The sequence below is a fragment of the Clostridium sp. UBA2485 genome (genome assembly GCF_002341865.1).
Classification (GTDB): domain Bacteria; phylum Bacillota; class Clostridia; order Clostridiales; family Clostridiaceae; genus Clostridium_J.
Genome location: NZ_DDOV01000062.1, coordinates 12,212 through 34,528, shown reverse-complemented (window position 1 = coordinate 34,528; position 22,317 = coordinate 12,212). Strand labels below are relative to the sequence as shown.

Here is a 22,317-nt window from a genome sequence, read left to right as displayed (position 1 = left end):
AATAAAAAAGGCTAAAATAAGATTTAAAACTTAACTCAATATAACTTTTATTATATCGAGTTAGAAAATATAAGATTTTGAGTGATATAAAAATGATATAAAAGATGATGTGAAAAAAGTAATTGAAAATATGGATATAGAAGTGATACAAAAAGAGGGAGCAAGTTATATGGAGTAATGGTGAAATTGATGTTATTAAGGATAAAACAGAAGAATTTGTGCCATGTACTGAAAATTAATTAATAAAGTAGATAGTAATCTATAACTTGATAGAATATTAGAAGATTTTAACGAGAAGTATTTAACTATTATAGAAAGAATAAGTCAATTAAAGAGAGTAAGGAAAAATAATTTTTTTGTTTTTTTCTGAAAAGTATTGCAAGAAAAAGTTCCTATTATTTTTTAGTATTATTTCTAGGATTTTTATAGTTTAGCAACAAAAGAAGATGACTATTCCTTTACAGAGTAGTCATCTTCTTTTAATATTTTTTAGTTAGATTTATATGCAATATCTCATACTGTAAGCATGTCTTACAGTTAATTGAACATTATTTATGGTATTCTTTAGTAAAAGTATCATTATGTGAAGAAAATACTTTTATTTATTGCAGTATACCTTCCCTAACCTTGTACCCAATCTACTTAATAATTCATTTGTTATTGTGTTATTATGATATGCCATTTCTTCTGCCGAAATAACACATTCTTTTTCTTGTCCTATAAAGGTGACTATATCCCCCTGTTTTACATCTTTTATATTAGTTACATCAATCATAAGCTGATCCATACAGATGTCACCAACGATTTTTGCTAATTTTCCTTTGATAATGGTTTTTTGTCCAGTTAAAGTTCTTGGTATTCCATCAGCATAACCAATAGTGACAGCAGCTATAATTCTTTTATTTATAGCTCGAAAATTTCTGCCATATCCAACAGTTTCTCCTACATCTATTTTATGAATAGATGCAATTCTGGCTTTGAGAGCAAGTACAGGTTTCAATTCCAGAGAAATTTTTGTTTTAATATCAACACTACTTTGGATACCATAAAGAATAATGCCTGGTCTTACATAGTCACAGCTAATCTCTGGATAGTTTAAAATTCCATAACTAGATTGTAAATGGGTCTTTATATTATGGTGTCCTTGTTTATTTAGAAGTTCTTTTACTTTATAAAAATATTTTATTTGTTGGTTGGTAAAATCCTCATCTGTATCTTTTAAACTATCAGAAACACATAAATGAGAATAAATACCTCTAATGTCTAGATTTTTAAATTTTAAAAGTCCTTTTATTACATCTATATTTCGAAAGTCTAACCCAAGGCGGTGCATTCCTGTATCTATCTTGATATGTACCATAACTTTTTCACCGAAATTATTCAATTGTTCGGCATAATCAGCATCTACCACAGTTTGTATCAGATTGTAAGCTACAATATCTTTAAAATACTCTATATGGGTATATCCTAATATCAATATATCTCCTTCTATACCATTGTTTCTCAAGTGGATGGCCTCATCTAGTGTAGCAACCCCAAATGTATCTATTCCCATTAGGCTTAAATATTGAGCGATTTGAATATCACCATGGCCATAAGCATTTGCTTTTATAATTGCCATAATATTGCATTGGTCTGATATCATATTTTGAATATTTTTTATGTTATGCTTTAAAGCTTTTAAATTTACTTCTATCCATGCTCTATTCATTTGTTTATTCTCCTTCGTCGATTTATGATTTTTGTAGAGAAGTAGGAAAAAATTGTTGTTGAAATTAAAACCACCATGTAGTGTATAAAACTATTATCAACAATTAGCCAAGTGAGTCCTGTTATTTTTGCAAACCCCCTCACTAGTATGATAAAGAGAGGATGAAAAAGGTAAATAAGAAGTGCTACATTTTTTATATTTCCAATTCTTTTTCCTTCTATAGATAACAAGATATGAAACAGATATAACATACATGGAATTAAAAAAATGTACATACTATCATGCCGTTGTATATGATAAATGTGCAAAAGTACTCCTTCTATATTCAGGAGAAGAAATGATAACAGAAAACCTTTTGTGATGACTATAGAATTCATATCCTCTTTTTTTAACCGTATTTTAGTTAGGTATGTACAATATCCTAATAAAATAAAAATAGGAGAAAAAAATATTCCATTCCTTGTATAGTCTGAAAAGAAAAATATACCTTGATAAAATAATTTAAAGAAATTTACTTTTTCCACTATTCCATAATAACTATCTCCAAATAATCCAATTAAATATAAGATTATTGCAACATAAAAAGTCTTTTTATAATGCAGCTTTTTTAATAAGAAATAAATAATCATTGTTCCTAGTATTGAAGCAGGAAGATACCAAAGATGATAGAATGTACCATCAAAAATAATATCTTTTATAATATTAAACAATAGATTAGATTGACTAAAATATTTAGTATAAACATTAATTGGGACATATAAAATAATAGCAAGTACATAAATTTTGCTTATTTTAACTATGTATTTTTTCAGGTTTACATTATTACATTCTTCTTTTAAGCATTGAGGTAAAACGAAATAGCCTGTTATCATAAAAAAGAATGGAACTGCTAACCTTGCCCATATTCTAGTAAAAATAAAATCTAAGTTTCCATTAAAGGAAGTAAAGGGTGATGTGTGGATAGCTATTACTAAAAATGCTGCTATTATTTTAAAATAATTAATTCCTATATACTCTTTTTTTACTCTCATATTCCATTCTTCCATATAGTGATAGCAAAATTAGCTACACTGTTTCCTAATATTTGATAAGACAAATCTTCTGATAGGTATAATTCTTCTAATATTTTGATATTTTTTTGATAAAATGCTTCAATATATCTATGGGCCTTTGATATTTTATTCATTATCTATCGCCGTCCTTATTATTTGTTCTATAATCTCCTCAAATTTCATTCCAATACCTTTTAGCATATTAGGATATCTGCTATGTGAAGTGAAACCTGGAATTGTATTGACCTCGTTAAATACAATTGTTCCATCTGCTTTTAAAAATATATCTACTCTTGCAAATCCTGAGCATCCTAAAACTCTATATATAGTAAAAGCTGCTTTTTTTATACGTTTTGCCATATTCTCTGGTATACGTGCAGGCATACGTATTTTTGATGATTTCAAAGTATATTTCTCAGTATAATCAAAGAAACCTTGCGATAACTCGATTTCATCAATCTCACCTATAATTAGCTCGTGATTTCCAAATATGGCACATCCCACTTCAAAACCTTCAACGTTTTCTTCAATAATAACTTCATTATCATGGGTAAAAGCCAGTTCTACAGCTTGAAGTAATTCTTCTTTTTTCTGTACTTTTGTTATTCCAAATGATGATCCAGATTTTATAGGTTTTACGAATAAAGGCATTTTTAAATATTTTATTTTCTCATATAATATATTTTCATTTAAATATTCTTTTAGAATAACTGATTTCGGAACTTCAATACTGCTTGATTGTACAATTGAATGTGCCTTATTTTTATCCATGCATAATGCAGAGCACAATGTATTGCAACCGATAATTGGTATTCCAGCGAGTTCACAAAGTCCTTGCACTGTACCATCTTCACCATTTTTTCCATGTAAAACTGGAAAGATGGCATCTACCCTAATTTTTTCTATATGTTCTGGGTATAATATAAAAATTCCATGATCACATTTATTTGGTGAAATCATAGCAGGTACACATGTTTTATCATTCATCCATGTATTTTCCATAATCTTGTTAAGTACTCCACTATATAGATACCATGTTCCTTCTTTTGTTATTCCAATTGGTATTGCCTCATAAAAATCTTGGTTTATATGTTTTATAATTGTGTATGCAGATTGTAAAGAAACTTCATATTCTGTAGAACAGCCACCAAATAAAACTACAATTTTTCTTCTATTCATTTTTCATTTCTCCCTTCATAAATAGCTGTATTGATGATAAATATAATTTGTATATACCTACTTAGAATCACTTATAAGATACTTAATATTTTTAGTAGCATCATTTTCGAAAATTTGATTATAGACAGTGAAAGCATCCAAAATATTGAACTGCTTTGTTTGAGGATTACCGTCTGCATTAGCAGTCACTAAAATATATTCTTTATCATCTATTTTTGCTAAACTGGCAAGGCATAATTTAGCTTCTTCCGTATAACCAGTTTTTCCACCTTCGATAATACCGTTATTTATATCTGCTGTATCCATATGCTTGAACATCGTACTTTGAAGAGTGATTCCCTCGGGATTAATATTGGTTGCTTTTGTCGTATAACCTTTTGAAGTATATACTTCTCGAAAAGTACGGTTTTGTAATGCATATTCTAGTAGTTTTGCAATATCATTTACGGTACTATAATGATTTCTATCATGTAGTCCTGTAGAATTAGTAAAATGAGTATCATTCATTTCTAATTTTTTAGCCTTTTCATTCATCAACTTTACATAGTTTTCTTCTGAACCTGCAATTGCCTCTGCTAATCCGATACAACTTTCTGCTCCGGATGGTAATAATACCCCATAAATTAAATCAATTGCTGCCACATTTTCATTAGGTGAAAAGCCAGCCATAGAAGCACCTTCCGAATATAACTTTTTAAACATCTCCTCTTGTAGATAAATTCTTTCGTTTAAATCTGATAAATTTTCAATTGCAAGTATTGCTGTCATAATTTTTGTAAGAGATGCTGGATAGATTCTTTCATCACTTGATTTATCTAATAATATATCATTATCATCTAACCGAATAAGAATGGCATTTGAGCTATATAAATCATTAGCCATTAGACGATTTAAGAAAAATAAAGCTGTGATACATACAGCACATATGCATAGTATTGAAAGAACACATTTTATCTTTCTCTTTTTTCTTTTGCATTTTTTTCTATAAGCTGTCATTTTAATATTCCTCCTTAAATGTAAATTGAAATATTGTCTTATTTTTATTAAAAATTTTTCAACAACATAAAATTCGTATTCCTTACTCTCTTATATTAAAAAAAAGAATTTAAAAAAATTATAATTAAACCTTAAGATTTCTTAAGATTACAATTTACTAAACAACATTATTTCAAAGCATACACATTAATAAAAATAAGCGTATAAGATAAACTGTATAAATCTAAATAAATCAAATTGATTACTTCTACTCTTTTAATTTGATGAAAAGATATAAACATTTTCACAATATAATTCCGGAAACATATTCTCAGGTAGGTTTTCAATTGCTAGTATTGCTGTCATAATTTTTGTGAGATATTCTGAGTAGATTCTTTCATCATCTGATTTATCTAATAATATCTCATTAGCATCTAAACAAATGATAATGACCTTTGAACTATATAAATCATTAGCTATTAGAGGATTTAACTTGAATATTTTTTTGTGTAAACAATGGTTATAGACTTATTAAGCTTTTTTATAGATTTTTTAATATTTTCAAGATTTTAAAATATAGTAAAAATAAAAAAACACTCTTCCTCTATGAATTTTCATATCATAAAGGAAAAGTAGTTCTTAGTTGTTTATTACTCTTAGAATTTTTATATGGAATATAGCATAATCATTTTTACTTTCTGCATGAGCTTCATATTCATAAAGAACTGTGAATAGAATGAATTATGAGGTCTTTAAGAGATAAATTGGGCTATAAAGAAATATGGCTAGTTGGTACAAATAGGTATAAGAATCTTGATGCAGATTTAATAGCTAACTTTAAGGAAGGAAGAGAAGAAAATTATAGAACACTGACCCATGTACAATTTACTTGATGTCTTGAAAGAAGTAAATCTTAGAATTAATTTTACTGATAACAGCATATGAGAGATTAGACAGAAAAATAATTGAAAAATGCCTTATTCTTAAGTGCGGATATAATTATATGTAAACATGAAAGCCAGAGAAAGATCTCTGACTTTTGTGTTTATTATATTAACTTAACACCATGTTCAGGATTCCACTCATATTCCATGATACTTGCTGTATTCAAGGCTTTTTCTTTTCCGAAAATTCTTTCTACAATATATAAGGACATATCTATTCCTGCAGATATTCCAGCTGATAATACAATTTTTCCATTATCTATAAACCTAACCCCTTCTCTAACTTTTGCACTTGAAGGAGCAATTTCTTTTAAGACTTCTAAGGATAGATGATGAGTGGTTATTTCTAAGTTATCAAGTAAATCAGCCTTTGCTAATAAAAAAGCACCAGTACAAACGGAAAGAACTAGTTCTGCATTTTTTGATACTGATTTAATCCAATTAATAATAATAGGATTGTTCATCTCTTTTCTTGACCCTTTTCCACCTGGAATTAAAACAATATCAGGCTCAGGACAATCGAAAATACTATAGTGTGGATTTACACTTAATTTATTATAAGTCAAAATTGATGTTGTTTTTTCTGCTACCGTATAAACATTTAAATTTGTATCACGAGCTGTAATAGAAAATACCTCAAAAGGACCACAAAAATCAAGAATTTCTACATCTTCAAATATTAAAATCGCTACATTTTTAATCTCCTTCATTAACATACCCTCCATATTTTCATCTTCTTTAAAATTTTAGTATATTATTATAAGTTTCTTAAAAATTACCAAGTATACTAAAATTCTAAGCTATAATTTTAAAGTATTCAAGTTAGAAATTCTTTTAATTATATTGAAAACTATAATTATTATCTTATAACCTTAATATTTAATATTTTTACAATATAAAAAGCCTTATTACTTATTTTGTAATAAAGCTTTTTGTATCTACATTTTTTCTACTTCTTTATATTCAACACCAAAAGTATCAACTGTTACTTTTTTCATTTTAACATCTTCTTTTGGTTTGTCTTGTGCAACAGTTTCTACTGTTGCAATTTTATCTACAACTTCTATGCCTTCTATAACTTTACCAAAAGCAGCATACTCTCCATCTAAATGAGGTGAATCTTTGTGCATAATAAAGAATTGAGAACCAGCTGAGTTTTTATCCTGAGCTCTTGCCATAGAAATAACTCCTCTATCATGCTTTAAACTGTTCTCAAAATCATTACTTGAAAACTCTCCTTTAATAGCATATCCAGGACCTCCTACTCCAGTTCCTTCAGGATCTCCACCTTGAATCATAAAATCAGGTATTACCCTATGAAAGATTAATCCATCATAAAAATTGGAATTAGCTAGTGAAATAAAATTTCTAACTGTATTAGGTGCTACATCTGGGTATAATTCAATTTTAATTTTTGAACCGTCCTCCATTTCTATAGTAGCTATTGGATTTTTATCATCCTTACCTTTTTCTGTTTCTACATTATTAGGTGAAGTAGTATTTTTATCATTATTTTCTTCTTTTTTGCTACAACCTATGAATAATGATAAAGATAAAACTATTACTAATAATAAGCTTATATTTTTTCTAAGTTTCATATTTTATCCTCCTTTGCACTTAAACTATAAAATTTATTTTAACATATTAAAGAAAAAATTTGTAATAAAATTATCATTTAAAATCATTATCATAGAATTAAGAAAAAATGGTATGCTAAGATTAACAATTAGCATACCATTTTATTATAAAAATTTAAACTTTTATATTTCCTCAAAAGCTACAGCTTCGTATCCATAATCATCTAAAGCAGTTTTAACCTTATCTTGGTCTAGTTTATCCTCTGATTCTACAATAGCAGTTTTAGAATCTAGATCAACTTCTACAGATTTTACATTTTCAAGTTCTGATAGACATTCTTTAACATGATTAACACAATGCATACAGCTCATACCATTAACAATTATTTTAGTTTTCATATTTATTACTCCTTCCAAATATTATTTTATTTTAAAGCTTTTAAGTCTAAGTGCATTTAATAGTACTGATACTGAACTTAGACTCATTGCTAAAGCAGCAATCATAGGATTTAATAGTTTTCCACCAAGAGCATACCAAACACCCATTGCTACAGGAATTCCTAAAGTATTATAGGCAAAAGCCCAAAATAGGTTTTCTTTTATATTTAGTATGGTTTTTTTACTTAATTCTATAGCCGTTGGTACGTCCATTAAATCACTTCTCATAAGAACTACATCTGCTGATTCTATAGCTACATCTGTACCTGAACCTATAGCTATACCTATATCAGCTTGTGCTAAAGCTGGGGCATCATTGATACCATCTCCAACCATAGCAATTTTTTTACTTTCATTTTGAAGTCTTTTAACTTGCTCTGATTTTTCATTTGGCAGTACTTCTGATATGACAATATCAATTCCAACTTGCTTTGCAATAGCATTTGCTGTCTTTTTATTATCTCCTGTTAGCATAGCAACTTTAATTCCCATTTTATGAAGTTTTTCAATAGCGCTTTTACTATTCTTTTTAACAGTATCTGCAACAGCTATTATTCCAGCTAAGTTATTATTTATAGCTATAAACATAGGAGTTTTACCTTCGCTTGCTAACTTTTCGAAAGAATTATTAAAGCTTTGTATGTCTATATTGTTTTCATTCATAAGCTTTTCATTACCTAGTAATACTGTCTTGCTATCAATTGTAGATATTATACCTTGACCAGGTATAGCTTTAAATGTTGATAATGCTTTTAAATTAATAGCTCTGTTTTCTGCTTCTAAAACTATAGCTTCTCCTAAAGGGTGCTCTGAACCTTTTTCTGAGGAAGCTGCGAGCATTAATAGCTCATCTTTATCTATATCATTAGTTATAATATCTGTCACTTTAGGTTTTCCTTCAGTGATGGTACCAGTTTTATCAAAAACAATGGTTTGTATTTTATGAGTTTCTTCTAATGCAGAACCATTCTTAAATAATACTCCCAGTTCTGCACCCTTTCCTGTACCTACCATTATTGCTGTTGGAGTAGCAAGACCTAAAGCGCAAGGACAAGCAATGACTAATACAGATATAAATATAGTTAATGAGAATACTACATCACCTTTAAAGAAATACCAAACTATTGCTGAAAGAAAAGCTAGTGCAATTACTATAGGCACAAAGTAGCCAGATACTATATCTGCAAGTCTTGCAATAGGAGCTTTAGAACCTTGAGCATCTTCTACTAACTTAATTATTTGAGACAATGCAGTATCTTTACCTACTTTTGTAGCCTTATATTTTATAAGACCATTTTTATTAATACTTGCACCAATTACATTGTCATCTACATTTTTTTCTACAGGTATACTTTCCCCTGTAAGCATGCTTTCATCTATAGATGTAGATCCACTTATAATTACACCATCTACCGGAAGTTTTTCACCAGGCTTAACGATAATTATATCCCCTACTTCTACATCATCAATAGGAATATTTTGTTCCTGTCCATCTTTTTCTACAGTTGCAGTTTTGGGGCTTAATCCCATTAAGGTTTTAATTGCTTCTGAAGTCTTTCCCTTAGTTTTAGCTTCTAAATACTTACCTAAAGTTATCAAAGTTAATATTACTGCAGCAGATTCAAAATATAATTTAGTATGAGCAATATTATGATTTCCACTAAAATATATTTCAAACATAGCATAAATACTATAACCATAGGATGCTAAAGTACCAATCGAAATAAGAGAATCCATATTTGGACTTCCTTTTATTAAGGATTTAAATCCAACTTTGAAAAATTTCTTGCCTATAAATATAACAAAAGTAGTTAGTATAAATTGTATAAGCGCAAAGTTAAAAGGACTGTCTGTAGGATTAATAATTGTAGGAAGTTCTAAGCCTACCATAGATCCCATGGAAATTATAAGCAATGGTACTGTAAATATTGCTGAAAAAATAAATCTTTTATATAGCGATTTTTCTTCTTTATTTTTTCTTTCTTTATCTTCATCTATATTTAAATCATCATTTAGTGGAGTATAGCCAGCTTTTTCTATTGCTTTTTTAATTTCAGAAAGCCTAATCTTATCGCTTTCAAATTCCACCGTAAGCTTTTCAGTAGCTAAATTGACATTGGCAGCTATAACACCATTGAGCTTTTTGCATGCCCTCTCTACCGCTTTTGAGCAAGAGGCACAGGTCATACCTTGAATTTTTAAAGTCTTTATAATACTATCATTTTTAGCTTTATAACCTGCTTTCTCTATAGCTTGTTTTATATCTTCAATGGATACTTTATTTTCATCAAAGGTGATGTTCAATTTTTCAGTAGCTAAATTAACATTTGATTCCTGCACACCATTTAACTTTTTTGTAACTCTTTCTACTGCCTTAGAGCAAGCGGCACAGGTCATACCTTCTATTTTTAGCATCTTTTTAGTCAATTCTATCACCTCTTTACTTATTTATTATCTTTTCTATTAAAGTATCTATTTCTTCAATTTTCTCATCTATATCTCCATTATCATATGCATTTTTTACACAATGTTTTAAATGCTGCTTTATAATAACTGAGTTTGCCTTTTTTAATATAGATTGAGAAGCTATTATTTGATTTGAAATATCAATACAATATCTGTCATCCTCAATCATTTTTATTATACCTTCTATTTGGCCCTTTGCAATATTTAAATATTTAATTGCATTTTTTCTCTCAGGATTTATACTTATAGTTTTATTACTCATAGTTACCTCCTTTTTATTCATAATTACATTTTTATTATACTCTATACCCCTGTAGGGTATACTTAAATAGTAAATCTAATATTATAAATAGTCAATAGTAAAATTAATTACTTTTGCTTTTCCTTGCTTTAACAATTTTCTAGCTTTACCAGGTTTGCATGGCATTAATGGATTTTCTTTATTATTTAATACATATACTAACATAAAGTATATCTCCTTTCAGAGTTATTATCCTTAGACAAGGTTATTATAACTTTGAGATTAGATCTCCAAACTAGGTTGACTTCTCCTACCCATCAGAGATGTTTACAGAGCCTATATAGAGCTTAGAACTAGGATAAACATTCTAAGGTATAATAATTATAATAACGTAGTAAATTAATACTTAGTCTAGTCAACAATGGCTTTACAAGCCTGTCACTTTAGTGATGGGTCGTTGACAAGTTCTAACTACACCGCCCTTTTATTGGATTCTATTGTAGTTTGCTCTTATTAAGATAAATCCATGTATAAATATGTTCCTTTAGAATTTAGTCTATATGTTTATAACATTGATTAGCTGTAGCGGAGAACAGTGTTCTCCATAAAATCCTTGGATATGGAAAAAGAGCTGGCGAACACTGTTCGCCCCTACAATGTTGTCAGCAATTATATTGCTAGTTTAAAATTTATTGGATATGGGGATGATTCATCACAAATTATAAAATGAAAATTATTTTAAAAATAAATTCTCTCTTTTTCTTGGCTATCTCCATTAATATTTGCTTAATTTTTTTGATATTGTTCCGAACTATACTGCACCTCAAGGGAACCCTAAAAGGCTTCACTACTGTTTCCCAGAGGTAGATTAAATTCACAATTCACAATTATTAAAACTAGATGACTTTAACTAATTTTACTTCAAAATAATGTTTCAAAATTTCTCCATTTATACCATATTGATTAATTTGCTTATTTATATTATATTGAAATAATGTATGTAATAAGGGAAGGTGTATAAATTGTTAATTGATAAAAATTCATTTAATAATATTGAGAGTTTTATTGAGCATTTGAAGAAAAATGAAAATATTATCGGTATAGTAGAATATGGTGGAAGAACTTATACAGATATGGAGGTAGGCGGAGATTATGATTTAACTGTAATCTTTGATAAACCTGTGTCTACTAATTTTACAGGAGTTCATTTTCATATTAACGGCATTCCAGTTGACTGTATGATTTTATCTAAAGAAGATTTTATGTTAGATAACCCATTAAATGAGTTTTTGCTTGTTCATCTTAATTGTAATATTTTATACGATAAAAACAATATTACATCAGAATTATTGAAGAAAATTCAAACTACATGGGCAGCAAAAAATAAATTATCTGATTCACAAATATCTCTGTATAGATTTACTTTTAATCATATACTTGATAAATTAGAACATAGACTTCATGATAATGAACTTTATACGAAATATTTTATTTATTCATCTGTTGATTGGTTTTTATCCTGTTATGCTAATATTAAATGCTGGGAAATTGGAAAACCAAAATTGTATTTAAAACTTATTCAGAATCAAGAACCTATACTATTTGATATTATTTCAAGGTTGTATTCAGAAAGTTCCTTAGAAACACAATTTATATTACTTAAGGAATGTGCAGAGTATATGCTGAAAGATATTGGAGGGCTATGGAGAGAAAATGAAGTTTTATTTCATTTATCGCCAGAAGGTAAAAATGACGAAGATGAACAAAATAGACTTTTAAACATCTTGTTCAATTAATAAAGTTAATTTTATAGAATAATTTTAAATTATTGTTTATTAAACTAAAAAAATAATTTAAATAAGGTTGTCTATCTGAAATATGGGGACGGTTCATTACAAATTATAAAATGAAAATTATTAAAAAGAATGAATCGTCACTTCCTCTTGGTTATCTCCATTAATATTGGCTTGATTTTTTTGATATTGCTCCGAACTATACTGTACCCTTCGGCAATTTAGAATTGATTAGCTGTAGCGGAGAACAGTGTTCTCCATAAAATCCTTAGATATGAAAAAAGAACTGGCGAACAATGTTCGCCCCTACAATGTTACTAGCAATTGTATTGCTAGTTAAGACTTTCCTCTTGATTTATTTTATTATATCTTGGAATTCTCCATTTATAACACTTAAAAGATTGTCTGGAGATATCTCTATTTGCATTCCTATTTTTCCGCCGCTTACAACAATCTTTTCTATATCTTTAGCAGTAGAGTCTATAAATGTTTTGTAACTTTTTTTCATTCCTATTGGTGAACATCCTCCTCTTATGTATCCAGTTAATTTCAATATATCATTAACAGGTATCATTTCAACTTTTTTCTCTCCAGCTGCTTTGGATGCTTTTTTTAAGTCTAACTCTTCTTTAACGGGTATTACAAAAACATAGATCTCTTTACTATTCCCTTGGGTTACTAATGTTTTATATACAAGAGATATATCCTTGCCAATCTTTGCTGCTACAGAAATACCATCTATTTTACCGTCATTATTATCATAAGTTATAATTCCATAATCTATATTTTTTTGTTCTAAAATTCTCATTGCATTTGTTTTTGCTTGTGCCATAATTTAACCTCTTTTCGTAAATATATATTACTGCATAAATTTATATCTATAAATGCTAGCTTGTCTTATATAACCATTATAAACATATTTTTATTATAATATATAATTTTATAAAAATATAACCTCTTTCAAAGATACTTAATTTTCCATAATAAAAAAGAGCAATGTTTTGCTCTTTTTTATAACTTACTATAATTAAAATTTATTTGGGAATTGCTTAATTATACCATTTGAAATAACATCAGCAAATTTAATCATATGCTCTTCACCTTTATCAAAGGCATCTATATCTCCTGCCCAATTACTATTTAATCTATTAGTAACCTGAGTTGTTATAAAATCTAAATGTTTATATAGCATATCTTTTAATTCTTTATTTGACCATTCTGGATTTAGATCACTTAAAAATTTAGCAATATCATCTGCATTCTTATGCCAAAGCTTATTATATTTATCTAAATCTTCTTTATTTCCACTTTTAGCAGCATCAACAACTTGGCCTGCAAGGCTAATATGTTCCTTTAAAAGATCTGTAAGCTTTTTGCTATTTTCTGCACCATAATATGGTTTAATTAAATTTCCAATATCCTCTTGGTTCTTAAGAAGTCTATTTAAAACATCACTCTTATCTTCAAGATTAGATAAGTCACTTTTTATAAAATCTCTAGTCCAGAAAACATGTTCAATCCAAAACCTTCTCCCTTGTTCTCTTAAGTTCTCAGCCTTTTTGCTACAACTATCCTTATAAGCAAAAGCACTTTCTACAGCATAAGCTTCCTAAGGTACTGTTAGTATACTAAAAGATAATAAAGTAAACAGTAAAATTGATAATATTTTTTTCATTTTTCTACTCTCCTTTTAGGCGTTTGAAAAAGAATAGCTAATCAAATATACTAGTTGACTAGTTATTTTTTCAAGTTGCTTTAATTTTTAATGTAATAATATTTTGCTCAAAAGTAAAAAAATTATTAAAAAGCAATTTAACTCTTACAATATATAAAAATATATTAATAAATCTTCAAAAAAATAACAAACCAGTATGTTAGCCTATTTTTCATCATACTGCTTGTAGCAGCCCTCTTATAGCACCACTATGAGCAGGTTCTGATGCCTTGTCTGATATGAGGCATATTCAAAAAATAGATAGTCAGTATGCTTATCTATTTTATATCTTTAACTAGCTATTTTATTTCATATGCCTAAAATATACTAACATCTTTGGTCTATTATTTTCTTTCAGATGCCTAAATTCCAAAGATTCTTAAATATTTTTTTAATTATCATATATTAAATCAAAATTAACTTCTTCACCCAATAGCCCGTACTTAATTATCTCTTCTATACTTACGCCATTATAACTTTCCTTCATGTTTGAAAACTTCTTTTTTAACTTATCAAAAAGCTTTATCATATATCTTCTTCTATATGGAAAATATTTTTCTATTTCTTTAAAATAACTTTTACTATATAAATTCTTATTTGCTGCTATAGCAAAATAGATTAATTGTAAGCAATTCTTCTTTATTAACTGTTTTAGCTCTTTTATATTTCTACATTGGAAACATTCTACATCCTCTATTAAGTTAATAGTAAAATTTATTAGTCCATTAGTGATATTGTCTAAATCCCACTTTTCAGCTAACTGAGATATTATAGTCATATGATTATTTTCTAAATCTTCTGTTGCATCTTGCAAATCATCACATATTTGAAGAAGTATTCCATATCCATAACAAAATCTTGCTTCTTCATAACTTAGTTTCCCTTTAACTAAATAGCCATCAGCTAAAACAGAGCTTCCACCCTTTTCTATTGATATACCTAAAATATCGGTTTCATAAGGCGATGTTCTCTTTCCTTGCTGAATCATACTCTTTACTTGACCATTATAAATATATATTAGGCTTTGAAAAACCTCAGGATAAATTTCTCTAGCAAAGGTGTTTTCAATTTTTGATACCAAATCAAATACCCTCTTTTCATATTCATTATTTGGTTCAATTAACTCACCTTTTAATCTTTTTTCTAGTCTTACGTTAGTATTCACTTTTTCTTCTTTTGATATTTTGGGATTATCTAAATAGTTATCTGTATAAGGATATAACATGCTATATCCAAATATTGAGTCAGTAAATGCTACCTTCATCCCAAATAACATTTGAAGTATATTCATTATCCATACATTCCTCATAGCTTGACCTATATCTTCTGTGGAAATATTACTGTCAAAAGTTTTTGCTACATTTATAAACTCCTCTGTACTTTTTAGTAATTCTCTACTCAATAAAATTTCCTTATCTTTACTATTAATTAAAGGAGATTTATTTATAAACTCATCTATTATATTATTAAATCTATCTCTCCATTGATTCTTCCTTGTATCTTCATTAGGAAAACTTTCTATTATCTTTATAATTTCATTAATAAACTTATCTGTCTGTTTTTCCATTTTTATTTTTTCAAAATAACTGACCTCTCCATCTAACTTTGGAAAATCTTTATTTGTGTTCCACCAAACATTTTTATATAAATCATTTAACCCCAATGTGTCTTTTGTCATTAAATTCGTATTCTCCCTCATAAATTATTACCCCTAAAAACAGCTTAAGCAATGGATAATTGAGAATGGACAATTGACAATTCAAGTTGAAATTAACTCTTTACGAATTAATTTCTTTAATTGATTTTTTTACTAGCAATTATATTGCTAATTTTTTATAAGAAGTTACTACGTAACTTGAAAAAAAGATCAATTCAGAACTTCTCCTATAAAGGAGAAGTATCCATAATTCTCCATTGTCCATTGTCAATCCTCAATTGTACAAGTATTACTATATTTATATCTAATCTCTACTCTATTATTACATATATTGCATAAAATTGAAAAATAAAAAGTTAAAGATGTAATTACAATATATAATATAAAATTAAAATAGAAATTTTATTGCCAATTTTTTATAAAAAGTTATTTCATAACTTCAAAAAATAAAATTAAAACTCCTCCTACAAAGGAGAAGTTTCCTAAATTATCTATTATCAATCCTCAATTCTCAATTGCATAGAGCATTTTGCTTTTATTCCTAATTGAAAGATCTAAACTAATTTAAAACACTACTACATAACTTAAAAAGAAATAAATCTAAAACTTCTCTCTAAAAGAGAAGTATCCTAAATTGTCCATTTTCAATTGTCAATTACATATCATGCTCCTTTTTCATTATGAATTTTACTATTTTCTACTTCCTTTTGTTTTTCTTCTAAATAATTGCATATTTCTCTAAAATCACTAATCCATTTTATCTTAGCCAGTTCTCTTAAATCTAGTATTATTCCTGTATCCTTTTGTTTTATATATTCCATATTATAAATTTCTGTTTCTATAAAACCTTTTTTATAATCATATATGCAGGGAACAAAATACTCCCAATTATTTTCAAAATATTTCGTCTTTGCAAAACATAACCTATATATATGAAATATCATCCCTAAGGCTGAAGTTTTTTTAGCAAATTTATGACTGAAGTACTCCTGTACAGGATATTTTTCCTGTATTCTCTCCCAATATAGTCTTCCATTTGGATGAAGATCATATTTATCTAATATTCTACACTTTTCCTCCCCTAATTCCTCTCTCATAATCTTCTCTCTAATTTCTGGTCTTAAGCTTTTCAAAGTATCATTATGCAAAGAAATCTCCTCCTTAATACCATAAAACTATAACTCTGTTAAATATATATAGATTTTCTCTTACTACTATTAATAATATATAAAACTTACTTTACCTTAATTCTAATAATAATTCTCTTTGATTTCCAATACTAATTATTTATGAACAAGATATCATCTATAAGTTTTTTAAATAAATAAAAATATAACTTTATGATTTAGGCTATCTAAAATACAATAATTTTAAAAATCTTTTAATTAGCAAAAAATAATCTCTACAATAAGGTTGTCCTTAATTGTAGAGATTATTTTTATGACTTTGAAGTTTTGATTTAATACATTTCACTTTTATTCTACATTAATAATTACATCTTAAATATTCCAAAAGGTTTACCAACTGGTAAAAACTCTCTTCCAAAGTGTTTGTTTAAAACTGCAGCACCTGAACCATAAAATGAAAGTATAGAAATTATAAATTCAGAATATGCAGCAATCTCATGACCAAGCTCTGGCATAATTCCAAGGGAATTCATACTTAACCCTAAGAATAAAAAATCAATAAATAAAAAAATACCAAATAATACCTTATGAGTTTCCATAGCTCCAATAGTCATGAATATAGTAAAAATTAAATACCCTACAAATGCAAAACCTAATTGCTTAGGGTCTACTGATGTAGCAAGTTTTTCCCCAAATACTCCATTTTGGATTAACCATGTAAATGCCATTCCAAACCAAAAAAACGCGTATCCTCCAAAAGCTGTTGCTCCAAAAGTGTTATTGTGCTTAAAGTCATTGATACAAGCAAACAATTGTGCAAAAGCTCCTAAAAATATTGCCCAAGGTAATAATAATGATACTCCTTGAGTAATTCCAAGCTTCTGCGAAGAAGCTACAAGTGTAATTATTGCTAATCCAAAAAGCCCTAGTCCAGATGGGTCAGCAGTAACTATTTTTACTTCTTTTGATTCATTCATAAATTTTCTCCTTAGATTTCATTTAAATTTTATTAAATATTTTAACTAGGAAATTTTATCAAAGAAAATTTATCATGTCAATTAAAAGAATAAAAATATTATGCTTATATAGATTTTAATTCCCATAAGAAAGTTTTTTGAGAAATTAAAAATTAAGATAGTTAAAACTCCAACGTCAAAACATTGGAGTTTTTTTAAATAAATTTTATTTNNGAACATGCGCTCCTCTTAATTTACGATTACCTGGAATTACAAAGCCTTCCTCTTTAATTATAATATCTGCTCCCATTTTGTTTAATTCAAAACAATGATTAATTCTATTTGGATAAACAGTATCTTTTATCATACTATGACTATTTGCTTCTACAAGCATTGCTGTTAATGGTTGTTGAAGATCTGTAGCAAATCCTGGATACATAGAAGCTTTTACATTTATACCTCTTAAATTACCTTCTTTAATTGCTCTTATATAATTTTCTCCTGTTTCAATATGTAATCCTGTTTCTTCAAGCTTGGCTACACAAGATAATAAATGTTCAGGTATAACATTTTCTACTGTAATATTTCCTCCAGCAATTCCTGCACTCATTAAAAAAGTTCCTGCAATTAATCTATCTGGAATAACGCTATGATTACATTTTTTAAGCTCATTTACTCCCTCTATAACAATTGTACTAGTACCTGCTCCTTTAATATTAGCTCCCATTTTATTTAAAAGAATAGCTAAATCTACGACTTCAGGATCTCTTGCAGCATTTTGTAATATGGTTTTTCCTTTTGCTCTAGCTGCCGCAAGCATAAGATTAATAGTAGCACCACTAGAAATTATATCAAAAAATATTTCTGCGCCTTTTAGCTCTTCTGCTTCTACTACATAATAATCATTATAAAATTTAAACTCCGCTCCTAAAGCTTTTAATCCTTTAATATGCTGGTCAATAGGTCTACTTCCAAAATTATCTCCTCCAGGATATCCTAAAGTAACTTTTTTAAATTTTGAAAGTAATGCTCCAATAAAATAATAAGATGCTCTATAAGCTGAAGCTTTTTTAGGATCAATTTCAGCTCCTAATATATTTGTTGGGTCAAGTAATAAATGATCTTCTTTACTAATTATATTAAATCCAATATCTCTGCTTATATCTTCTATCAAAGTTACATCAGAAATATGAGGTACATTTTTAAGTATAATTGGTTCATCACTCAAACAACACGCTGCCATCAATGCAAGCGAACTATTTTTAGCTCCTGGTATATTCACACATCCATTTAAATGTTTCTTCCTTTTAAGCTCTATCCATCGCATATAAAAAAACCATCCTTAATTGTATTCTAATTTCTATTATATTATACCATCTAACCTCAGCTTTGTTAATATTTGTTAACAATTATAAATTTTTATTAATATTTTTTACTATTTATTCATTTTTATTATCTTTATTATTTTTATTTAACATATGTTTTTGTAAAAGGAAACTACTTTAATATAAATTCTTATAAAGCATCTCCATTATACAATTGAGAATTTAAAATTAACAATTATTGATACTTCTCTTTTATAGGAGAAGTATCAATTGATTTCTTTTTTGAAGTTATGTAGTAACCTCTCATAAAAAACTAGCAATTGTATTGCTAGCAAAAAAATTAGTTTAAGAAATTAATTCCTAAAGAATTAATTTCAACCTTAATTGTGAATTTTGAATTGTGCATTGTGAATTAATTAAGATAGTGTCTATATATAATCATAGGTTATGTTATGTATTTAAGTAGGAAGGTATTCATATGTGCGTAAGGTTATGTAGTATTAACTTTAAAAATTAAAAAACCTATAGGAATTGCTTCCTATAGGTGATTTATTACTGTTTAATTATCTTTGGAATCCTCTGTTGTTTTGTTGCTTTCTAGCTCTTCTACAATCAGGGCATCTTTGTGGTTCATTTTCGAATCCTTTTTCTTTGTAGAACTCTTGCTCTCCCTCAGTGAAAACGAATTCTTTTGAACAATCTTTACATACTAAATTTTTATCTGCCATTTTAAACATTTCTCCTTTTTATTTATATTAAGATTTAAAAAACGATCTACTCTATACACCTAAAAAGGGAATGTTTTAATCATATTAAATCTTTATGTTTCAGTTATTTAACTGATAACTTCTTTAGTATATCATGCTTTTTTATACAAGTCAATACTTCTTTAAAAGAATTTAATAAGTATTTTTACAGTGTTCCTGCTTTTACCATGGCTTTGCAAATTCTCTTCTGTAATCATCACACCATGCTATTAATCTTGGTCTTAATTTGGCTAACCAATCTGGATCTTCCACAAAATCACTATCTTTCATAGACCTCATTAAGATTGCAAAGGATAATAAATTATCATACCTTTTAAGCTTTGGTATTAATTCTATATACTCACCTTCTATTTTTTCAACGGAACAATATCCTTTTAAAAAAGATTTTAAAATTATTTTTGACTTGCCATCTTCAAGCTCATCTAACTCTAATGCCCGCACAATATCCATCATATACCAATGATATATACTATCATCAAAATCTATGATATTAAAAGAACTTGAGCTATCATTCCAAAAAACATTATCTAACTGAAAGTCATAGTGAATTAACCCAAAATTTTCATTAGATATTGGCATGGAATTTAGCCATTCATAGACTCTTTGCAACTCATTTACTGCTGATTTCTCCTCTGGAAAATCCTCTAATATACTTTTCACATATTTTAGCTTATCTTTCCAACTATTACGAATATAGTTTTTAGGTTTATATTTTTTAGATAAATTGTGAAGTTCAGCTAAAGATTTCCCCCATATTTCAAGTTGTTCTGTAGACATTTCAGTAATATCTAAATTTTTACCTTTTACAGCCTTAAATACCACCGCATAGCATGTTCCTATCTCTGTTTCTACTGTTTCAATATACCTTCCGTTTATAGATTTAACAGGACAAGCAACCGAATAGCTATTCTTATTTAAATAGAGTACAAAATCTAATTCAGAAGTTATTCTTTCTATAGAACTTTCATCTTCATGAGAAAATCTTAAAAAATACATCTTATTATTATATTTAAATCTATAAATAAAATTAGTACTAGCACGCCAGAATATAACTGTATTCTCATCATGGTGCCAATTATTTAAAATTTCTTCTGCAGTTCTATCTGTATCAAGAACCATTTTTTTTAATTGCATCATAGTTATATCTCCCCTACATTATATTCTTTTTTTCATTTTTCTATTCATATTTATTTGAAATTGTCTTTGACTCTTACTTAATCTTTGTAGTTCACCTAATTGCTTTTTGTAGCTTTCAAATCTCTCATTGGTAATGATTCCATCTTTAATAGCTCTTATAACTGCACATCCTTGTTCTTTTTCATGAGTACAATCTTTAAATCTACAATTTATAGCTATACTAGTTATATCTTGAAAGCTATCCTCTAGTGCATCTTCACTTCCCCATAATTGAAGCTCTCTTAATCCAGGAGTATCAATTATCATGCATCCTGAATTATGAAAAAATAGTTCCTTACTTGTGGTGGTATGTCTACCCTTTCCATTTGAGTTACTAACGGAACTTATTTTTTGTTTTTCTTCTCCTAGCAAGTAATTAATTATAGTTGATTTTCCTACACCAGAAGATCCAAAAAACACTACTGTTTTACCTGATAATAAATACTCTTTAAAAATATCCATTCCTAAATTTTTTATAACACTTATCGGATGAATTGGTATATCCTTTGCAATCTCTTGTACTCTGTTTTGATAATCAGTAATATCATCACAAATATCCACTTTATTTAAAAGGATAACAGGGCTAACACCACTGGCATAGGCTAAAGTAATATATCTTTCAATTCGATTAATATTAAAATTTCCATCTAATCCACTTACAATGAAAGCAGTATCTATATTGGATGCAATAATTTGCTCCTCAATTGATCCTCCAACAATAATTCCATTTTTTATCTTTCTTCCACCAGATATAGGTAGTTTTCGTGCAAAATAATTTTTTCTTGGTAACACTCCATATATTATGGCCTCACTGTTATTTTCAATTAATTTAATTACTACCCAGTCGCCTACTGCTGGAAAATCTTTCTTTAAAGCTGCTTTATATCTAAACTTACCAGCAAGTTTTGCACTTATTATTTCTTTTTCAAAGTGCACAAAATAATTATTTTTCTGCTCTGATAACACTCTTGCAGGAAAAAACCCCTTAGTTAAATAGTCTTTAAAATGTTCTTCAAAGTAATCATTCCAACCTAAAAGTTCTAAATTCATATACTCACCTTCTCTATGAAAATAATAAAATATATGAAGGCTTAATTTTTTAAACAAAGCAGTATTAAGGTTTCTTGGAACAACTTAATATTTGACTTCTTTAAAACATATAGAAAAAAATTACTATGTTTTATATAAAATAAAAGTTATTTTTCCTTCTACATAATCA

Annotated in this window: 22 protein-coding genes; 2 read left to right on the top strand and 20 right to left on the bottom strand. The window is 27.8% G+C overall.

Going from position 1 to position 22,317, the window contains the following annotated elements; genetic code table 11:
• Window positions 1-598: 598 nt before the first annotated feature.
• The 5 genes from vanT to B3603_RS13175 are packed head-to-tail and all read right to left on the bottom strand — an operon-like array spanning window position 599 to window position 4,938.
• Window positions 599-1,711 (bottom strand): serine racemase VanT catalytic subunit, encoded by a 1,113-nt coding sequence (gene vanT / locus B3603_RS13195; protein WP_291565651.1) that lies wholly within the window; start codon window positions 1,709-1,711, stop codon window positions 599-601.
• Window positions 1,708-2,742, bottom strand: coding sequence for an acyltransferase family protein (locus tag B3603_RS13190; protein WP_291565648.1), 1,035 nt, complete (start codon window positions 2,740-2,742; stop codon window positions 1,708-1,710). Before B3603_RS13190 ends, vanT begins: the two co-directional genes overlap by 4 nt.
• A complete protein-coding gene (locus tag B3603_RS13185; protein ID WP_291565646.1) occupies window positions 2,739-2,897 on the bottom strand; it encodes a hypothetical protein in 159 nt (52 codons plus the stop codon). Before B3603_RS13185 ends, B3603_RS13190 begins: the two co-directional genes overlap by 4 nt.
• Window positions 2,890-3,942, bottom strand: coding sequence for a D-alanine--D-serine ligase VanG (gene vanG / locus B3603_RS13180; protein WP_291565644.1), 1,053 nt, complete (start codon window positions 3,940-3,942; stop codon window positions 2,890-2,892). Before vanG ends, B3603_RS13185 begins: the two co-directional genes overlap by 8 nt.
• A 57-nt stretch (window positions 3,943-3,999) precedes the next feature.
• On the bottom strand, window positions 4,000-4,938 hold the full coding sequence (locus B3603_RS13175) for a D-alanyl-D-alanine carboxypeptidase family protein (protein WP_291565642.1): 939 nt from the start codon (window positions 4,936-4,938) through the stop codon (window positions 4,000-4,002).
• A 722-nt stretch (window positions 4,939-5,660) separates the two neighbouring features.
• Between B3603_RS13175 and B3603_RS13170 the strand changes: the two genes are divergently transcribed.
• The gene (locus tag B3603_RS13170) at window positions 5,661-5,810 is read left to right on the top strand and encodes a hypothetical protein (protein WP_291565640.1); all 150 of its coding nucleotides are present in this window, start codon (window positions 5,661-5,663) and stop codon (window positions 5,808-5,810) included.
• 155 nt (window positions 5,811-5,965) lie between these two features.
• Here the strand turns inward: B3603_RS13170 and B3603_RS13165 are convergent, their stop codons facing one another.
• The 6 genes from B3603_RS13165 to B3603_RS13140 form a co-directional block, all read right to left on the bottom strand.
• A complete protein-coding gene (locus B3603_RS13165) occupies window positions 5,966-6,571 on the bottom strand; it encodes a DJ-1/PfpI family protein (protein ID WP_291565638.1) in 606 nt (201 codons plus the stop codon).
• A 228-nt stretch (window positions 6,572-6,799) separates the two neighbouring features.
• Entirely contained in the window at window positions 6,800-7,291 is a 492-nt protein-coding gene (locus B3603_RS13160) for a peptidylprolyl isomerase (protein WP_312573430.1), read from the bottom strand.
• A gap of 330 nt (window positions 7,292-7,621) precedes the next feature.
• Window positions 7,622-7,837: a heavy-metal-associated domain-containing protein gene (locus B3603_RS13155; protein WP_291565633.1), complete on the bottom strand. Its 216-nt coding sequence runs from the start codon at window positions 7,835-7,837 to the stop codon at window positions 7,622-7,624.
• A gap of 21 nt (window positions 7,838-7,858) precedes the next feature.
• Window positions 7,859-10,303 (bottom strand): heavy metal translocating P-type ATPase, encoded by a 2,445-nt coding sequence (locus B3603_RS13150; RefSeq protein ID WP_291565630.1) that lies wholly within the window; start codon window positions 10,301-10,303, stop codon window positions 7,859-7,861.
• A gap of 13 nt (window positions 10,304-10,316) precedes the next feature.
• Window positions 10,317-10,583: a metal-sensing transcriptional repressor gene (locus tag B3603_RS13145; RefSeq protein WP_291565779.1), complete on the bottom strand. Its 267-nt coding sequence runs from the start codon at window positions 10,581-10,583 to the stop codon at window positions 10,317-10,319.
• 102 nt (window positions 10,584-10,685) lie between these two features.
• A complete protein-coding gene (locus tag B3603_RS13140) occupies window positions 10,686-10,808 on the bottom strand; it encodes an RRXRR domain-containing protein (RefSeq protein ID WP_291565627.1) in 123 nt (40 codons plus the stop codon).
• Window positions 10,809-11,605: 797 nt separating this feature from the next.
• Between B3603_RS13140 and B3603_RS13135 the strand changes: the two genes are divergently transcribed.
• Window positions 11,606-12,379 (top strand): hypothetical protein, encoded by a 774-nt coding sequence (locus tag B3603_RS13135; protein ID WP_291565624.1) that lies wholly within the window; start codon window positions 11,606-11,608, stop codon window positions 12,377-12,379.
• Between the two features lie 352 nt (window positions 12,380-12,731).
• Here B3603_RS13135 and ybaK read toward each other — a convergent pair whose 3' ends face one another.
• The 9 genes from ybaK to rsgA all read right to left on the bottom strand — a co-directional run bounded on the left by ybaK (window position 12,732) and on the right by rsgA (window position 22,148).
• On the bottom strand, window positions 12,732-13,208 hold the full coding sequence (gene ybaK / locus B3603_RS13130; protein WP_291565621.1) for a Cys-tRNA(Pro) deacylase: 477 nt from the start codon (window positions 13,206-13,208) through the stop codon (window positions 12,732-12,734).
• 195 nt (window positions 13,209-13,403) lie between these two features.
• Window positions 13,404-13,568 (bottom strand): hypothetical protein, encoded by a 165-nt coding sequence (locus tag B3603_RS23120; protein ID WP_312573426.1) that lies wholly within the window; start codon window positions 13,566-13,568, stop codon window positions 13,404-13,406.
• 913 nt (window positions 13,569-14,481) lie between these two features.
• The gene (locus B3603_RS13120; protein ID WP_291565618.1) at window positions 14,482-15,789 is read right to left on the bottom strand and encodes a class 1 isoprenoid biosynthesis enzyme; all 1,308 of its coding nucleotides are present in this window, start codon (window positions 15,787-15,789) and stop codon (window positions 14,482-14,484) included.
• A gap of 620 nt (window positions 15,790-16,409) precedes the next feature.
• Window positions 16,410-16,895, bottom strand: a complete 486-nt coding sequence (locus tag B3603_RS13115) for a hypothetical protein (RefSeq protein WP_291565615.1) — start codon at window positions 16,893-16,895, stop codon at window positions 16,410-16,412.
• A 344-nt stretch (window positions 16,896-17,239) separates the two neighbouring features.
• Window positions 17,240-17,851, bottom strand: coding sequence for an acetate uptake transporter (locus B3603_RS13110; protein ID WP_291565613.1), 612 nt, complete (start codon window positions 17,849-17,851; stop codon window positions 17,240-17,242).
• A 205-nt stretch (window positions 17,852-18,056) separates the two neighbouring features.
• The gene (gene murA, locus B3603_RS13105) at window positions 18,057-19,157 is read right to left on the bottom strand and encodes a UDP-N-acetylglucosamine 1-carboxyvinyltransferase (RefSeq protein ID WP_291565611.1); all 1,101 of its coding nucleotides are present in this window, start codon (window positions 19,155-19,157) and stop codon (window positions 18,057-18,059) included.
• Between the two features lie 561 nt (window positions 19,158-19,718).
• A complete protein-coding gene (locus B3603_RS13100; protein ID WP_291565609.1) occupies window positions 19,719-19,883 on the bottom strand; it encodes a zinc-ribbon domain-containing protein in 165 nt (54 codons plus the stop codon).
• A gap of 201 nt (window positions 19,884-20,084) precedes the next feature.
• Window positions 20,085-21,059: a phosphotransferase enzyme family protein gene (locus B3603_RS13095; RefSeq protein WP_291565607.1), complete on the bottom strand. Its 975-nt coding sequence runs from the start codon at window positions 21,057-21,059 to the stop codon at window positions 20,085-20,087.
• 18 nt (window positions 21,060-21,077) lie between these two features.
• Complete coding sequence (gene rsgA / locus B3603_RS13090) at window positions 21,078-22,148, bottom strand: ribosome small subunit-dependent GTPase A (protein ID WP_291565605.1); 1,071 nt, start codon at window positions 22,146-22,148, stop codon at window positions 21,078-21,080.
• Between the last annotated feature and the right edge of the window lie 169 nt (window positions 22,149-22,317).

Excerpts from the sequence above, each read along its gene's own strand:
- B3603_RS23120 (WP_312573426.1), bottom strand. The coding sequence starts at position 13,568 with ATGCTATATAAACATTTAGATTTTATAACAACTCAGGTTACTAATAGA.
- vanT (WP_291565651.1), bottom strand. The coding sequence starts at position 1,711 with ATGAATAGAGCATGGATAGAAGTAAATTTAAAAGCTTTAAAGCATAAC.
- B3603_RS13175 (WP_291565642.1), bottom strand. The coding sequence starts at position 4,938 with ATGACAGCTTATAGAAAAAAATGCAAAAGAAAAAAGAGAAAGATAAAA.
- B3603_RS13155 (WP_291565633.1), bottom strand. The coding sequence starts at position 7,837 with ATGAAAACTAAAATAATTGTTAATGGTATGAGCTGTATGCATTGTGTT.
- B3603_RS13190 (WP_291565648.1), bottom strand. The coding sequence starts at position 2,742 with ATGAGAGTAAAAAAAGAGTATATAGGAATTAATTATTTTAAAATAATA.
- B3603_RS13110 (WP_291565613.1), bottom strand. The coding sequence starts at position 17,851 with ATGAATGAATCAAAAGAAGTAAAAATAGTTACTGCTGACCCATCTGGA.
- B3603_RS13170 (WP_291565640.1), top strand. The coding sequence starts at position 5,661 with ATGAGGTCTTTAAGAGATAAATTGGGCTATAAAGAAATATGGCTAGTT.
- ybaK (WP_291565621.1), bottom strand. The coding sequence starts at position 13,208 with ATGGCACAAGCAAAAACAAATGCAATGAGAATTTTAGAACAAAAAAAT.
- B3603_RS13165 (WP_291565638.1), bottom strand. The coding sequence starts at position 6,571 with ATGAAGGAGATTAAAAATGTAGCGATTTTAATATTTGAAGATGTAGAA.
- B3603_RS13100 (WP_291565609.1), bottom strand. The coding sequence starts at position 19,883 with ATGGCAGATAAAAATTTAGTATGTAAAGATTGTTCAAAAGAATTCGTT.
- vanG (WP_291565644.1), bottom strand. The coding sequence starts at position 3,942 with ATGAATAGAAGAAAAATTGTAGTTTTATTTGGTGGCTGTTCTACAGAA.
- B3603_RS13140 (WP_291565627.1), bottom strand. The coding sequence starts at position 10,808 with ATGTTAGTATATGTATTAAATAATAAAGAAAATCCATTAATGCCATGC.
- B3603_RS13185 (WP_291565646.1), bottom strand. The coding sequence starts at position 2,897 with ATGAATAAAATATCAAAGGCCCATAGATATATTGAAGCATTTTATCAA.
- B3603_RS13160 (WP_312573430.1), bottom strand. The coding sequence starts at position 7,291 with ATGGAGGACGGTTCAAAAATTAAAATTGAATTATACCCAGATGTAGCA.
- rsgA (WP_291565605.1), bottom strand. The coding sequence starts at position 22,148 with ATGAATTTAGAACTTTTAGGTTGGAATGATTACTTTGAAGAACATTTT.
- B3603_RS13120 (WP_291565618.1), bottom strand. The coding sequence starts at position 15,789 with ATGAGGGAGAATACGAATTTAATGACAAAAGACACATTGGGGTTAAAT.
- B3603_RS13095 (WP_291565607.1), bottom strand. The coding sequence starts at position 21,059 with ATGATGCAATTAAAAAAAATGGTTCTTGATACAGATAGAACTGCAGAA.